The organism is Amycolatopsis albidoflavus (assembly GCF_039525725.1).
In the GTDB taxonomy this organism is placed as follows: Bacteria; Actinomycetota; Actinomycetes; order Mycobacteriales; family Pseudonocardiaceae; genus Amycolatopsis; species Amycolatopsis albidoflava.
The window spans coordinates 1,074,755-1,089,658 of record NZ_BAAAHV010000012.1 but is presented as its reverse complement, the minus strand read 5'-3'; the positions used below and the strand labels follow the sequence as shown (position 1 = coordinate 1,089,658).

At 69.9% G+C, this 14,904-nt stretch carries 15 protein-coding genes; 14 read left to right on the top strand and 1 reads right to left on the bottom strand.

The features are described from left to right. Positions 1-43: 43 nt before the first annotated feature. The 3 genes from ABD156_RS23295 to ABD156_RS23285 all read left to right on the top strand — a co-directional run bounded on the left by ABD156_RS23295 (position 44) and on the right by ABD156_RS23285 (position 3,599). A complete protein-coding gene (locus ABD156_RS23295) occupies positions 44-604 on the top strand; it encodes an isochorismatase family protein (protein WP_344277351.1) in 561 nt (186 codons plus the stop codon). Between the two features lie 940 nt (positions 605-1,544). Further along, positions 1,545-2,678, top strand: coding sequence for an acyltransferase family protein (locus ABD156_RS23290; RefSeq protein ID WP_344277348.1), 1,134 nt, complete (start codon positions 1,545-1,547; stop codon positions 2,676-2,678). A gap of 219 nt (positions 2,679-2,897) precedes the next feature. Further along, positions 2,898-3,599, top strand: coding sequence for a DUF4097 family beta strand repeat-containing protein (locus ABD156_RS23285; protein ID WP_344277346.1), 702 nt, complete (start codon positions 2,898-2,900; stop codon positions 3,597-3,599). Positions 3,600-4,640: 1,041 nt separating this feature from the next. Here the strand turns inward: ABD156_RS23285 and ABD156_RS23280 are convergent. Continuing rightward, on the bottom strand, positions 4,641-4,916 hold the full coding sequence (locus tag ABD156_RS23280) for a YggT family protein (RefSeq protein ID WP_344277343.1): 276 nt from the start codon (positions 4,914-4,916) through the stop codon (positions 4,641-4,643). A gap of 148 nt (positions 4,917-5,064) precedes the next feature. Between ABD156_RS23280 and ABD156_RS23275 the strand changes: the two genes are divergently transcribed. The 11 genes from ABD156_RS23275 to ABD156_RS23225 all read left to right on the top strand — a co-directional run bounded on the left by ABD156_RS23275 (position 5,065) and on the right by ABD156_RS23225 (position 14,902). Next, positions 5,065-6,765, top strand: a complete 1,701-nt coding sequence (locus ABD156_RS23275; RefSeq protein ID WP_344277340.1) for an IlvD/Edd family dehydratase — start codon at positions 5,065-5,067, stop codon at positions 6,763-6,765. Beyond that, on the top strand, positions 6,765-7,598 hold the full coding sequence (locus ABD156_RS23270) for a fumarylacetoacetate hydrolase family protein (RefSeq protein ID WP_344277337.1): 834 nt from the start codon (positions 6,765-6,767) through the stop codon (positions 7,596-7,598). Before ABD156_RS23275 ends, ABD156_RS23270 begins: the two co-directional genes overlap by 1 nt. An 87-nt stretch (positions 7,599-7,685) precedes the next feature. Next, positions 7,686-8,990, top strand: a complete 1,305-nt coding sequence (locus ABD156_RS23265) for an alginate lyase family protein (protein WP_344277334.1) — start codon at positions 7,686-7,688, stop codon at positions 8,988-8,990. Positions 8,991-9,094: 104 nt separating this feature from the next. After that, positions 9,095-9,379 carry an isoamylase early set domain-containing protein gene (locus tag ABD156_RS23260; protein ID WP_344277331.1) on the top strand — a complete coding sequence of 95 codons (285 nt, stop codon included), beginning with the start codon at positions 9,095-9,097 and terminating at the stop codon, positions 9,377-9,379. A 61-nt stretch (positions 9,380-9,440) separates the two neighbouring features. Then, positions 9,441-9,608, top strand: coding sequence for a hypothetical protein (locus ABD156_RS23255; protein ID WP_344277328.1), 168 nt, complete (start codon positions 9,441-9,443; stop codon positions 9,606-9,608). 33 nt (positions 9,609-9,641) lie between these two features. Further along, positions 9,642-10,256: a TetR/AcrR family transcriptional regulator gene (locus tag ABD156_RS23250; RefSeq protein WP_344277325.1), complete on the top strand. Its 615-nt coding sequence runs from the start codon at positions 9,642-9,644 to the stop codon at positions 10,254-10,256. Between the two features lies 1 nt (position 10,257). Then, on the top strand, positions 10,258-10,920 hold the full coding sequence (locus tag ABD156_RS23245) for an enoyl-CoA hydratase/isomerase family protein (RefSeq protein ID WP_344277322.1): 663 nt from the start codon (positions 10,258-10,260) through the stop codon (positions 10,918-10,920). Positions 10,921-11,049: 129 nt separating this feature from the next. Continuing rightward, positions 11,050-11,520, top strand: a complete 471-nt coding sequence (locus ABD156_RS23240) for a fluoride efflux transporter FluC (RefSeq protein ID WP_344277319.1) — start codon at positions 11,050-11,052, stop codon at positions 11,518-11,520. Continuing rightward, positions 11,517-11,885 carry a fluoride efflux transporter CrcB gene (gene crcB / locus ABD156_RS23235; RefSeq protein WP_344277316.1) on the top strand — a complete coding sequence of 123 codons (369 nt, stop codon included), beginning with the start codon at positions 11,517-11,519 and terminating at the stop codon, positions 11,883-11,885. The genes ABD156_RS23240 and crcB overlap by 4 nt, the downstream gene beginning before the upstream one ends. 113 nt (positions 11,886-11,998) lie before the next feature. Continuing rightward, on the top strand, positions 11,999-13,324 hold the full coding sequence (locus ABD156_RS23230; protein WP_344277313.1) for a purine-cytosine permease family protein: 1,326 nt from the start codon (positions 11,999-12,001) through the stop codon (positions 13,322-13,324). Positions 13,325-13,351: 27 nt separating this feature from the next. Further along, on the top strand, positions 13,352-14,902 hold the full coding sequence (locus ABD156_RS23225) for a hydantoinase/oxoprolinase N-terminal domain-containing protein (RefSeq protein ID WP_344277310.1): 1,551 nt from the start codon (positions 13,352-13,354) through the stop codon (positions 14,900-14,902). The last annotated feature ends 2 nt before the right edge of the window (positions 14,903-14,904 follow it).

The window sequence follows — 14,904 nt, the reverse complement described above, 5'->3', positions numbered from 1 at the left end:
GTCGGCGCTAGCGTGAGCGGTACCTGACTGGAGGGACTATCCGATGACCACGCTCGACAACCGCCCGAACACCGCATTGCTCGTCGTCGACGTACAAAACGGCGTCGTCGCAGACGCGCACGAACGCGACGCCGTCGTCGCGAACGTGGCCGCCCTGGTGGCCAAAGCCCGCACGGCTGAGGTCCCCGTCGTGTGGGTCCAGCACTCCGACGAGGGCCTGGAGAAAGGCAGCACCGAATGGGCGCTGGTCCCGGAGTTGACGCCCTCGCCCGCCGAACCCCTGATCGAGAAGTCCTACGGTGACTCCTTCGAAGACACCAACCTGGAATCAGTCCTCGCCGACCTGAAGGTCGGTCACCTGGTGGTAAGCGGAGCCCAAACGGACGCCTGCATCCGCTCCACCCTCCATGGAGCCTTCGCCCGAGGCTACGACGCGACCTTGGTGAGCGACGCTCATACGACGGACGACCACACGGAGTGGGGCGCGCCGTCGCCGGCGCAGGTCATCGCGCACACGAACCTGTACTGGACCCACCAGTCCGCTCCCGGCCGGACTGCGGGCACGGTGGTGACGGAGGAGGTCGCTTTCAAGCCTGGGGCGTGAGGCCGTTCGCCGCTCTGCCCAGCGGCAGGAATGGCGGCGCGGGTTCCCCGCGGACGAGGCCGCGGGGACGCCGGGAGCCGGGAGCCGGGCGGGTCGGATAAGCCGGGTTGGTTGCCGAGGGCTCGAGCCGGGCGGGCCAGGACAACCCGACAGCGCGGCTCGACCGGCATCCGAAGGCCGGACCCGCCCGGTCGAGCTGGTGGGCACGGCGCGCCGGACCCTGGTTCGGCTGTCCGAGCCTGCCGAGCCTGCCGAGGCGTCGCTGAGGACGTCGGCGATCGGCCGGGCGGACGCTGCCCGAGCCCGCCCGCCGAGATCCGCCGCAAGGCGGCTTGGGTTGACGGCGTCCGCACACTCGCTCGCTGCGGCCACACTCTGACCGCAGCGGCTTCCGGCCGACGGTGCCCGCGACTCGTGGGCCGCCCCAAGGTGCCGCGCCCGGCAACCCACCCGATACCGGTGCCCCGCAACCTCCCCGCAGCCCCGCAACGCGGCCAGACCAAGACCACCCACAAGACCGATTCAGCCGCAAGGCGGATCATTCCCTGCCGCCCTGCCGCCCTGCCGCCCTGCCGCCCTGCCGCCCTGCCGCCCTGCCGCCCTGCCGCCCTGCCGCCCTGCCGCCCTGCCGCCGACACTTCCGCCCCGCCATCCCGCCGACACTGTCCACCGAACCAAGCAAGCATTTGTCCGTCACATCCAACGGGTGAATCCTGCTTGCCCGCAACCCAAAACCTCTCACTCACCGGAACCCCGCATCACCCAGCGACAGCCCGCCCCGTCAGCCGCTCCAGCCGGAAACCCCTCCGCCACCACAGATTTCCCCGGAACAACCCCGCCCTCGCACCGCGAACCCGAGCCCCTGTACCGGAAATGCCCCGCCCAACACGCCCCAGGGTCGCTCCCCGCCTCGTGAACCTCACCAGTTACGGTGGCGCGCGTGTCCTCGTTCCGTCCGGTGAGCGTGTCTTCGGGGAACCGGCGGATCAGCTGGGACCTCGTGCGCGGTGGGTGCGTCGTGCTGGTGCTGCTGTACCACGCGACCTTCATGAGCGTCGTCGTGCACCCCGAACTGGGGCCGCGGCGGTTCGTGTTTCCGCACCAGGTCGGGGCGAGCCTGCTGCTCGTGATTTCCGCGTACTTCGCCGCCGTCACGATCGGGCGCGGGTCGCTCGGGCGGTACTGGTGGGGCCGGATCGCGCGGTTGCTGCCGCCGTTTCTCGCGGCCGTCGTGGTGATCTACTTCGCGCTGCGGTACCTCTCGCCGCCCGGCTGGTTCAGTCCGCGGTTCGGCGACCTCGCCGGCAACCTCCTGATGCTCTGGAACTGGAAACCCGCCGAGCACCCCTTCCTCGACGGCTCCCACTGGACGATTCCCCTCCAGCTCATGGCGTTCACTGTCGCCGCGCTGCTCTTCCGGAGCAGTTGGGGCCACGGCCGCAGGTTCCGCGTCGTCATGTGGACCGCTCTGCTGGTCCCGCTCGCGCAATGGCCGCTGCGCATCGCCGGCCCGCCCGAGTGGTACCGCGTCATCGTCGACGGCTTCGGCTTCCACCGCTGGCACCTCTTCGTCGCCGGCATCGCGGTCCGGCTCTGGACGACGAAACGCGTGTCCACGACGGAGTTCGCGCTGCTGGAAGTCCTCTGCGTGACCGCGCACGCCCTGCACGGCGCGACCGTCACCCCCACCGGAATCCACGTCGAATGGGGCTCGACGATCGGCATCGCGATCGGCATCGCGCTGATCTCGCTGGCCGCGGCAGGCCCGGACTGGAACCGCTTCCTTCCGCCGTTCGCCCAGCGCGCGATCACCTGGTTCGCCGGCGTCTCCTACGGCGTCTTCCTGATCCACCAGGCCATCGGCTACCTCGTGCTGCACTGGCTGTCCGGCCTCGGCCTCGACCCGCTGCTGCAAACCGCGGGCATGATCACCACCGGTGTCCTCTTGGGCTGGGCCCTCACCCGCTTGGTCGAACGCCCCGCCCATCGCTTCCTCCTGCGCGGCTACGACCGCTGGACCGCCCGCCGCCGCCCCGACGACGAACCTGCCCCGGTCACCGCCGGAAAGCCCTGACGCTCAGCACCCCGACCGCGCCGTTCCTCCGGCCTGAACAACCCTGCATTCGACGAGGGAACAACCTGAGACGCGTTCCGTTGCAGGCACCGCGACGACCGTCCGGGAATTCGGCATTCCAGCGGAAACCCTGGTCCAGGTCCGGGTCATCCCTGATGCCCGAAAGCTGATCACGGCCATAACGTGAAAGTCCGGCTCGAAGAGAAGAGGACGAGAAACGTGCGAAGTGGTCGGTTGGTCGCGGCTGGTGTCCTGGCGGCGAGCGTCTCGGCGTGCCAGCTCCCCGTGCAGCAGGACGGGCCTGACGGCACCACCGTCGGGGTTTGGCAGAACACCGTGAAGGACACGTCGACGCTCACCGGTTCGCCGACGGCGATCAAGATCGACAGCCCCGCCGGATACGTGCGACTGCGCTCCGGCGGCGCCCGTGACTCGATCACTGTCGAGCGCGAGATCCATTACCAGGGGGCAAAGCCGGAGGGCGTCTGGCATCGCTTGACCGGCCCGACGCTCGAACTCGACGGAACCTGCGGAACCCAGTGCGTCGTCTCCTACACGGTCACCTTGCCCGACCGCGTCGCGGTGACCGGGAAGATGGGAGCCGGCGAATTCGAGGCGGCCAAGGTCGGCTCGCTGGACCTGACGATGTCCGCGGGCCGGGTCGCCGTTCAGGACTCCGCCGGGCCAGTCAAGGCCGTGACCTCCGTCGGCGAAGTAGACATCACCCTGAGTGCGGCAGCCGACGCCACCATCAGGACCGACGTAGGCGCTGTTTCCCTCACCGTTCCGGGCACGGACTACGCGGTGTCGGCGAAGACCGCGGTCGGCGAACGAAGCGGCACCCTCCCGGACCGGCCGACCGGCGCTCACCGCATCGAGGTCAACTCCAGCGCCGGCGAAATCCGGCTCGACTCCCGCTGATCCGGAGCACGCGGCCGGGGGAGACGGGCACCGGGAAGCTGGCGGTCAACCCCTCGGCACGGCCCCGGAACCAGTCCGGGGTGACCGCTGACGGGATCACCGCAGAGCCGTTCGCCGCGGCCTGACTGGGGCCGTCGCCTGGGCGCGGGTGCTGCTGATTGCCGCAGGAGCACCCGCGTCACTCCACTGTGGACATTGCGGCGGACCCGGGAGTTATTCGCCGGGCCTCACGGCACCGCGCGCTGCTCAGAATACGAGCGCATTCCTCGGGACACGAGCGGATGGCTCACAGCGCGGACGCGTTCCTCAGGCCGGGACCGCACTTCTCACAACCCGACCGTGCTCCTTACCACGCGAGCGCAAGCGCTCCTCTGAACCCGAGCGCGCTCCTCGGAACGCAGGCGGGCGGCTCAAAACGCGACCGCACTGCTCGCAGCCTGAACGCACTGGTCGACCCCCGCACGAACCACTCGCAATCCGAACGCGCTCCTAGCAACCGAGGCGCGCGGCGCTCAAGACACGAGCGCACTGCCTACAACGCGACCGCGCCGCTCGCACAACCCGGCTCGCACCGCTCGCAATCCGAGCGCACCGGGAGCAGTCCGAGCGTGCTGCTCTCACCCTGATCGCACTAGCCGCAACCCAACCGCGAGGCTCAGGACTCGAGCGCATTGCTCACTACGCGAACGCGCTCCTCACAACCCAAGCGCACTGCCAAAAACCGGAGCGCACCGCTCGTAACCCGGCCGCACTAGTCGCAACCCGACTGCGCGGCTAAGGACACGACCGCATTGCTCACAACCCGAGCAAACCGCTAACAACCGACCGGGCTGCGAACGACTCGGCGGGGCCGCTCGCAACTCGACCGGGCCGCGAATGACTCGGCGGGTCCGCGAACGACCGGGCGGGGCCGCGAACGACCGGGCGGGGCCGCGAAACGACCGGGCCGGGCCGGGCCGCGAACGACCCGACCGCACTGCAAACGACCGGGCCGGGTCGCGAACGACCCGACCGCGCCGCTGACAACCCCGACCCCAAGCCTCACAACGCGAACGCCACAGACCGCACCACCAACGCCGCCACGAAAACCACCGTGAATGCCAGGTCGATGCCGATCCCGCCGGCCCGGATCGGCGGCAGTACCCGGCGCACGGGAGCGATCACCGGTTCGGTCGCCCGGTGGGTGATGCGGCGCGCCTGGCCGAGCCACGCGGGGCCGGTCGCGACCACGCGGGTCCAGTCCAGCACCATCCGCGCTATCAGCACCACGATGAACACGGTCAGGACGTACCCGACCAGGGTCCCGATCAGGCTCATCGCACACCTCGCGTTGTCCGGCGACATCTCTCACCCCCTCCAACGCCCGGCACGCCCGCGAAGTGTCCGGTTCACCGGAATTCTCAGTCGATTGCCAGGATCCCCCCGATCGGGTATCGAGGGAGGCTCCAGCGAAGGGAGCCGGCGAGTGCGCAGTGCGGCGTGGTTCGGGGCGTCCGGCCGGGCGGGGATGATCCACCGGTCGTGGATGCGGTCCCAGGGCTTCGGCCCGGAGGTGTTCGACGGCCGTCCGGTGATCGGGATCGCGGTGAGCGCTTCCGAGCTCGCCCCGTGCAACGTCCACCTCGATCGCGTGGCCGAGGCGGTCAAGCGCGGCGTTTGGCAGGCGGGCGGCTTCCCGCTCGCGTTCCCCACGATGGCGACCGGCGAGACGCTCATGCGGCCCACCGCGATGCTCTACCGCAATCTGATGGCGATGGAGGTCGAGGAGCTGATCCGCGCCAACCCGCTCGACGGCGTCGTCCTCCTCTCCGGCTGCGACAAGACGACCCCGGCGATGCTGATGGGCGCGGCGAGCGTCGACCTGCCCGCGGTGATGGTCACCGGCGGCCCGATGCTCAACGGCAAGTTCCGCGGCGGCGACGTCGGCTCGGGCACGCACGTCTGGAAGTTCGAGGAAGAACTCAAGGCCGGCCGGATGACCGAGGAGGAGTGCTTCTTCGCCGAAGGCTGCATGGCCCGTTCGAACGGCCACTGCATGACCATGGGCACCGCCTCGACGATGGCTTGTCTCGCCGAAGCGCTCGGCATGCAGTTGCCCGGGTCGGCGACCTGGCCCGCGGTCGACGCTCGGCGCTTCGAGACCGCGCAATCAGCCGGGCAGCGCATCGTCGCGATGGTGAAGGAAGACCTGCGGCCGTCGGAAATCCTGACCCGTGCGGCATTCGAGAACGCGATCCGCGTCAACGCGGCGATCGGCGGGTCCACCAACGCGATCGTGCACCTGCTCGCGCTGGCCGGGCGCGTCGGAGTCCCGCTCACGATGAGCGACTTCGACGAACTCGGCCGAGCGGTCCCCACGTTGGTGAACCTGATGCCGTCCGGCCGGTTCCTCATGGAGGATTTCTGTTACGCAGGAGGAATACCCGTAGTGCTCAGCAGGCTCACCGAAGCTGGACTCCTGCGCGCCGACGTCCGCACGGTCAGCGGCAAGCCCCGGGAAACGGCGCAGTGCTGGAATGACGACGTCATCACCACGGTTGAGGCGCCGTTCCAGCCGCCCGGCACCGGAACCGCTGTGCTCACCGGAAATCTCGCCCCGGAAGGCGCGGTGATCAAGCAATCCGCCGCGTCGCCGGAACTGCTCACGCACACCGGCCCGGCGCTCGTCTTCGACACCGCGGAGGACTACCACCGTGTCGCCGATGATCCACAATTGCCGGTCGCCCCGGACACGATCCTCGTGATCCGCGGCGCGGGCCCGAAGGGCTACCCAGGCATGCCGGAGGTGGCGAATGTCCCGGTCCCGAAAAAGCTGATCGAGCAGGGGATCACCGACGTGGTCCGGATCTGCGACGGCCGGATGTCCGGCACCGGCTACGGCACGGTCGTGCTGCACGTGAGCCCGGAATCGGCGGTCGGCGGCCCGCTCGCGCTCGTCCGCACCGGCGACCGGATCACGCTCGACACCCCGGCGCGCGAGCTGACCCTGCACGTGCCTGACGACGAACTCGCTGCCCGCCGCGCGGCGTGGGTCCCGCCGGAAAGCCCGTACCGCAGCGGCTACACCTGGCTCTACCGCGAGCACGTCACCCAGGCGCACCTAGGCGCGGACTTCGATTTCCTGCACGGCACCCGCGGTTCCGCCGTGCCGAGGGACTCGCACTGATGCGCCGCCTGGTGAAGACCGCCGCGGGCTGGCAGGTCACCGACGGCGAAGCCACCGGCACGCTCCCGATCGGCACCACGCTCGGCTCCCTGCTGGCCCTGTCCGCCGAAGACTTCGCCGAAGCATTGGCGGTCGAGCTGAAGCCGGGAAAACCAGGAGAGCTGCGAGCGCCGGTCGACGACGACACCGAAGTGTGGGCCGCCGGAGTCACCTACGAGGTGTCGCGCGAGGCGCGGATGGAGGAGAGCGGCGACGCCGACGTCTACGCGCGGGTTTACGAGGCGGAGCGTCCGGAACTGTTCTTCAAGAGCGTCGGACATCGCCTACGTGGTCCGGGCGAGTTGATCGGCGTCCGGGAAGATTCCACTTGGGACGTTCCGGAACCCGAATTAGCGTTGGTGTGCAACGCGAACGCGGAGATCGTTGGCTACACGATCGTCAACGACGTCAGTTCGCGCAGCATCGAAGGCGAGAACCCGCTGTACCTGCCGCAGGCCAAGATGTACCGCGGCTCGTGCGCGGCCGGGCCGTGGATCGTGCCCGCGCAAGACATCCCGGACCCATACGCGCTTGGCATCACCGTCGAGATCCACCGAGCCGGAGCACGGCATTGGGCGGGGGAGACGTCCACCTCGCGGCTCCATCGCAGGCTCGCGGATCTGGTGTCGTGGCTCTACCGCGGCGACGTTTTCCCGCGCGGAGCCGTCCTGGCCACCGGTACATCAGCCGTCCCCGGCCCGGACGTCACTCTCGAGGCAGACGACGAGGTCACCATCATGATCGAGGGCATCGGCACCCTCCGGAACCCGGTCCGGCGCGGCCTCTCCGCCTGACATCCCCTTGACGCGGCCCCGATCGTTCGGCTATTCAATCTCAGTTCACATATCTGTGGAGTATTCATATCCTTGAACGGAGTTGCGGTGCTGCCTCCTTTCCGGTCTACCCGTCCGCGTCGTCTCGCGGCGGTTCTCGCGACGGTCGCGGGGCTGCTCGCGACCACCGCCGGAGCGGCGACCGCCGCGCCCGCGCCGAGGTCGTGTTCGTTCGTCTGCGTGCCGGACCCGGTGGTGCTCGACGGCCTGCACCTGGCAGGCAACAAGATCGGCCTGATGGCCGGGAACCCGACGCTGCGCACCTCGCTGGCCAACCTCCTGAAGCAGGCCGACGACGCGCTGACCAAGGGGCCGTGGACGGTCGTCGACAAGGAACGCGTCCCGCCGAGCGGCGACAAGCACGACTACCTGAGCCTCGCCCCGTACTACTGGCCCAGCCAGCCGAAAACGCCGGAGAATCCGCAGGGCTGCCCGTACGTCGACCGCGACGGCCAGGTCAATCCCGAGATGAAGAACGTGCCGGACAAGGCCGAGCGGCTCGTCGCGTTCAACTCGATCTACCAGCTTTCGCTCGCCTGGTACTACACCGGCAAGGCCGAGTACGCCCAGCGCGCCGCGCTCGACCTGCGCACGTGGTTCCTCGACGCGGCAACGAAAATGAACCCGAACCTGAACTTCGCGCAGGGCATCCCGTGCAAGACCGACGGGCGGGGGATCGGCATCATCGAGTTCTCCTACACCTTCACCCAGGTCCTCGACGCCGCCCGGATCCTCGAAGCGGGCGCGCCAGGCTGGACGAAGGCGGACGGCAAAGCGTTCCGCGGCTGGTCGTCGGACTTCCTGACCTGGTTGCGCACCAGCAAGAACGGCACCGACGAGGCCAAGGCGACCAACAACCACGGCACCTTTTACGACCTGCTCACCGCGGCGACCGCGAGCTACGTCGGCCAGCGCGACCTCGCCCGGCAGATCGTCCGCGACTCCGGCAAAGCCCGGATCGACCACCAGATCGCCGCGGACGGCGGCCAGCCCGAGGAGTCGACCCGCACCCGGACCTACCACTACCACACGTTCAACCTGGTCGCCCTGACTCGCCTCGCGCAGCTGGGCAAGCACCTGGGCGTCGACCTGTGGTCGTACCGGAACCCCGACGGCGGCAGCATTTTCGCCGCCGTCGACCACCTGCTCCCGGCGGCCACCGGCGCCGCGCCGTGGCCGTTGCCGGACATCCATTTCATCCAGTACGCCGCCCTCGACAGCGTGCACGCCGCCGCTGACGCCGGCGACTGGAAGGCCCGGGCCGCGGTCGGCCGCATCCCGGCCCCGCCCGGCGGCGACCTGTTCCCGGTCCGCCCGGCGGCCGAGCAGCTGGACGACGTTTCCACCACCTGACCCCGGGTTCACCCGGACGCGGCATTCGTCGCGTCCGGGTTTCCGGCGGCGGTCGTGAAACGATTCAGAAAGACCGATTCGCCGGAACCGGAAAGGGAAACGCCGTGATCAAGACCAGCCGGAGCAGCGGCTCGCAGGCCCGGCGGGTGACGTTCGTGCTCCCGCTCGACACCCCGCCCGGCCCGGTGAGCGTGGTCGGCGACTTCAACGACTGGCAGCCCGGCCGCCACGAACTCCGCAAACGCTCGAACGGCACGCGCTCGGCCGCGGTGGAGGTCCCGCCGGGCGCCCGGCTCCGCTTCCGCTACCTGGCCGACGGCGGCCGCTGGCTGGACGACCAGGACGCCACCGCCCGCGACGGGCGGGATTGCCTGTACATCGCGGACTGAACCCCGTCCCGCACGTGCCCGGCGAGGCGCGGGCGGCGGCGGAAAAGGCGGTTCGGGTCCCGTGAGCGCGGCGGGAAATCGCGCCCTGCCCGGCGAACGGCCGGGGTCGTTCGGGACGCGCGCGGGTGCTTCCTCGGCACTGGACAAGGATTCCGGTGGCGAACACTCGTCCGCGGCGATGCTCGGCCGGCGAGCAGGCGACCCCGAGTCGCACATCACCCCGCCCTAGTAATGGAGCACGTGCTCCATTACTATCGCCGACATGCCCCGCCCCCGGATCCATGACCCCGAGCTGATCCTCGACGTCGCCGAGCGCCTCATCGCCGACTCCGGCCCCGAAGCGCTCACCGTCCGGCGGCTGGCGCAAGAAGCAGGCGTCCCGAACAGCACGATCTACCACGCCTTCACCAACCTCCCCGCCCTGATCGGCCGGACCTGGCTGCGCGCCGCCACCTTCTTCCTCGACGAACAAGAGCGGCTGGTCGACGAAGCGCCCGACCCGATCGAAGCGGTAGTCGCGGCCGCCGACACCTCCGCCGTAGTAGCCGACGCGCGTCCGGACGCCGCGCGGATGATGATCGCCGTCCCGTCGAAGCGCGTACTGGGTCCGCAGCTGCCCGACGACGTAGCGGAAGCCTTGCACGCCTTGGACAAACGCCTGGTCCGCCTCCTCGTCCGCCTCGCCCGTCAACTCTGGGACCGAGGCGACGGCCAGGCCGTCGAGGTCATCACCGCCTGCGTAGTGGACCTTCCGACCGCCCTGCTCCGCCGCGAACTCGCCACCGGACCTGCCAGCGCAGACAGTCGCGCACGGCTGGCCGCGGCGGTCCGCGCCATCCTCGCCCTGGAACCACCGAAAAAGTCCAGAAAGGACTGAAATGCCCACCCTCACCACCGCCGGCGCCGTCCACGTGCTCGACTTCGGCTCCGACGAAAACCGTTTCGCCCCAACGTGGCTGGAAGAAGTCCACACTCACCTCGACACCGTCACCGCGGGCAAGGAACCCGCCGCGCTCGTCACCATCGGCAGCGGCAAGTACTACTCCAACGGCCTCGACCTCGACTGGTTCACCAGCCATCCCGAAGAAGCGGGCAAGTACGTCACGAGCATCCACGAACTCCTCGCCCGTGTGCTCGCGCTGCCGGTCCCGACGATCGCCGCGGTCAACGGGCACGCCTTCGGCGGCGGCGCGATGCTCGCGATGGCGCACGATTTCCGCATCATGCGCGAGGACCGCGGTTACTTCTGTTTTCCCGAAGCCGACATCAACCTCCCGTTCACCCCGGGCATGGCCGCGCTCGTCCAGGCGAAGCTCACCCCGGCCGCCGCCGTCGCGTCGATGACCACCGGGAGCCGCTTCGGCGGTCCGCAGGCGAAAGCGCTCGGCCTGGTCGACGCGACCGCCGCGCTGGAAGACCTGCCAACGGCGGCAGCCGAACGAGTCGCGCCGCTGGCGGGCAAGGACCGCGGCACGCTCGCCGCGATCAAGTCCACTATGTTCGGTCCGGCGCTGACCGCGTTGCGGGAGGCGGGGAACTGATCAGGTAGGCTCGCGTACGCGCGGCGGTGGGGCTCGCCGCTCCGGGAATCTCCCGGACAACCGCGGTCGAGACCGCCAACAGTCCCTACTCGAACGGCGAGCCGTGTGTCCGTGGAGTAGGAGAAGACTGTGCCTGAAGAACCTCTCGACCCTGACGTCGATCTCCGGGATCCAGTGCAGCAACGCGAACTCGTCCGGCACCACGTGTCGGTGCTCGGCGTGATCGCGCTCGGCGGCGGGCTCGGCGCGCTGGCCCGCTACGGCCTCGCGCAGGCCCTTCCCGCCGCGACCGGCGGCTTCCCGTGGGCGACGTTCTGGACGAACGTCGCCGGCTGTTTCCTCATCGGCGTGCTGATGGTGCTGGTCACCGAGACGTGGTCGGCGCACCGGCTGGTGCGGCCGTTCCTCGGCGTCGGCATCCTCGGCGGCTTCACCACGTTCTCCACCTACGCGGTCGAAGCGCGCAACCTGCTCCAACCGGACACCGTGCCGCTCGCCTTCGGCTACCTCGGCGGAACGCTCGCCGCCGCGCTGCTCGCCGTCCTGCTGGGACACGCGATCACCCGCAAACTCGTCCCGGCGGAGGTGGCTGTCCGATGACCGTCCTCCTCGTTTTCCTCGGCGCCGCGGTCGGAGCGCCGATGCGGTACCTGACCGACCGGGCCGTCCAGTCCCGGCACCAGAGCCTGTTCCCGTGGGGGACGTTCACCGTCAATCTCGTCGGCTGCGTCCTGCTCGGCGGCCTCGCCGGCGCCGGGACCGCGCTGCCCGCGGCGGTCTACTCGCTGCTCGGCACCGGATTCTGCGGCGCGCTGACGACCTACAGCACCTTCAGCTACGAAACCGTCCGGCTGGTCGAGCGCCAGTCGTACTTCGCCGCGGCGGCCAATGTCGTCGTCAGCATCGCGGCGGGGGTCGGCGCGGCGGCGTTCTCGTACGAGGCTGTCCACGCCTTGGTCGGCTAGGAATGCGATCTGCACAGCCGGGCTGGCCGGACTGTGCGGATCGCACGGTGACCTCGCCGGAGCTGCTGCTTACGGTGCTGGGAACCGTTCCCCTCCAGGATGAGGAGGTCGCCATGGCCTCGGCTGTCGGTGTCGACGATTACGCGCTGACCAGGGTGCCCGATTCCGCCCGTTACTCGTGGTGGTCGGTCGCTGTGCAGCGGTTCGGCCAGGTTTCCGCACTGTCGCAGTTCCTGCTCGGCGCCACGATCGGCTTCGGGATGAGCTTCGGGAACGCCGTGCTGGCGTTCACGCTCGGCTCGGTCATCCTCGAACTGATCACGATCCTCGTCGGCGTGATCGGCGTCCGCGAGGGCCTGACCACCTCGATGATCGCGCGCTGGACCGGCTTCGGCCGAGGCGGCTCCGCGCTCATCGGGCTGGCCATCGGGATCAGCCTGATCGGCTGGTTCGGCATCCAGTCCGCGGTGTCCGCGCAGGGCCTCGCCGCGCTGGTCGGCGGCCTGCCGGAATGGGGCTGGGCGCTCGTGTTCGGCCTGGTGGTGACCGCGATCGTGGTGCGCGGCTTCCACTCGATGGCGTGGACGGCTTACCTGATGGTGCCCGCGTTCCTGATCCTGGTCGGCTGGTCGGTGGTCTCCGAACTGACCCGGCACGACCTCGGCGCGCTCGTGGCTTCGGCGCCGCCGGGTCCGCAGTTGAGCCTGCTGCAGGGCACGACGCTGGTCGCGGGCGGGTTCATCGTCGGCGCGGTGATCACGCCGGACATGACCCGGTTCAACCGCACCACCGGCGACGTCGTCAAGCAGACGCTCGTCGGCGTCACGCTCGGCGAGTACGTGATCGGCCTGGCCGGCGTGCTGCTCGCGCACGCGGTCGGCACGGCGCAGATCACCACGATCGTCACGTCGTCGGTCGGCTGGGTCGGGCTGCTGATCGTCATCGCGGGCACGATGAAGATCAACGACTGGAACCTGTACTCGTCCGGGCTCGGCGTCGTGAACTTCATCGGCACCGTGTCCGGGAAACGGGCGCACCGCGGCCTGGTCACCGCTGTGCTCGGCGTGGTGGGCAGCGTGCTCGCCGCGGCCGGGATCCTCTCGAAGTTCACCGATTTCCTCACCGTGCTCGGGGTCGCCTTCCCGCCCATCGCCGGGATCATGGTGGCCGAATACTTCGTGGTGAAGCAGTGGCGCGGCACGCTGGAGGAGGCAAGGGCGCGGGGCGCGGTGCCCACCGACGCTCCGGTGTGGGTGCCCGCGACGATCGTCGTCTGGATCGCCGCCGCGCTGTTCGGCGAATTCGTGGACTGGGGTCTGCCCAGCATCAACTCGCTCGTCGTCGCTTTCGTTCTGTACGTGGCCGCCGGGAAGCTCGGCCTGGTCCGCGGGGTCGGCAGGAGTGCCACCGCGGACGCCGAACCCGCCCCGGCCGCCTGATTCCGTTACCTGGAAGGAGATTTCTTCGTGCGCATCGGCATCGACGTCGGCGGCACCAACACCGACGCGGTCCTCCTGGACGGCCGCGAGGTGCTCGCCTCGATCAAGACCAGCACCACCGAGGACGTCACCTCGGGCATCGTCGCCGCGATCGACGGGCTGCAGCGGCAGCGCGCGTTCGACCCGGCCGCGGTGCGGGCGGTCATGATCGGCACCACGCACTTCATCAACGCGCTCGTCGAGGCGCACCGGCTGGCCCCGACCGCGGCGGTGCGGCTGAGCCTGCCCGCCGGCGCGTCGCTGCCGCCGATGGTGGACTGGCCGCAGCGGCTGGTCGACGCGGTGTCCGGGCGCAGCTACCTGGTGCACGGCGGCCACGAGTTCGACGGACGGCACATCGCCGAACTGGACGAGAGCGAACTGCGCAAGGCCGCCGACGACATGGGCTCGGCCGGGGTTCGCAGCGTCGCGATCACGTCGGTGTTCTCGCCGGTGAACGCGGAGTTCGAGGCGCGGGCGGCGGAGATCATCGCTTCGCAGCTGCCGGACGTCGCGATCTCGCTGTCCCACGAAATCGGCCGGATCGGGTTGCTGGAGCGGGAAAACGCGACCGTCATCAACGCCGCGCTGCGCGAGCTGGCGGCGCACATCGTGGACGGTCTGGCCGCGTCGGTCACCGGCGCGGGCATCACCGCGCCGCTGTACCTGAGCCAGAATGACGGAACGCTGATGGACGTCGATTTCGCCCGGCGCTATCCGGTGGCGACCTTCGCGTCCGGCCCGACGAACTCGATGCGCGGCGCGGCGGTGCTGTCCGGTTTGGACACTTGCGCGGTGGTCGACGTCGGCGGCACCACGAGCGACGTCGGCGTGCTGCGCCAGGGTTTCCCGCGCGAGGCGACCACGGACGTGAGCGTGGCCGGGATCCGCACGAACTTCCGGATGCCGGACGTCCTGTCGATCGGCATCGGCGGCGGCAGCCGGGTGCGCGGCGACGCGTCCGGCGTGACCGTCGGACCGGATTCCGTCGGCTACGAGCTGACCTCGAAGGCGCTCGTGTTCGGCGGAGACACCTTGACCGCCACGGACATCGCGGTCGCCGCCGGGCGTGCCGAGATCGGCGATCCGTCGCTGGTCGCGCACCTCGACCGGGACTTCGTGCGGGCGGCGCTGGACCGGATCGCGACGGACGTTTCCGACGTCGTGGACCGGATGCGCACGTCGTCCGAGCCGCTCCCGGTGGTCGCCGTCGGCGGCGGTTCGGTGCTGCTGCCGGACGAGCTGGCCGGTTCCGGCGAGGTGCGCCGGCCGGATCACTACGCGGTGGCCAACGCGATCGGCGCGGCGATCGCGCAGATCGGCGGCGAGGTCGACCGGGTGTACGTGATCGAGCCCGGCCGTCGCGAAGCCGTGGTGGACGAGGCGAAGCAGGAAGCGGTCGACCGCGCGGTGGCCGCCGGGGCGAGCCCGGCGTCCGTCGGCATCGTCGACTTCGACGAGGTGCCGATCCCGTACCTGCCCGGCAACGCCACCCGGATCCGGGTCAAGGCGGTCGGCGACCTGCAACTGGGGGCGTGAAC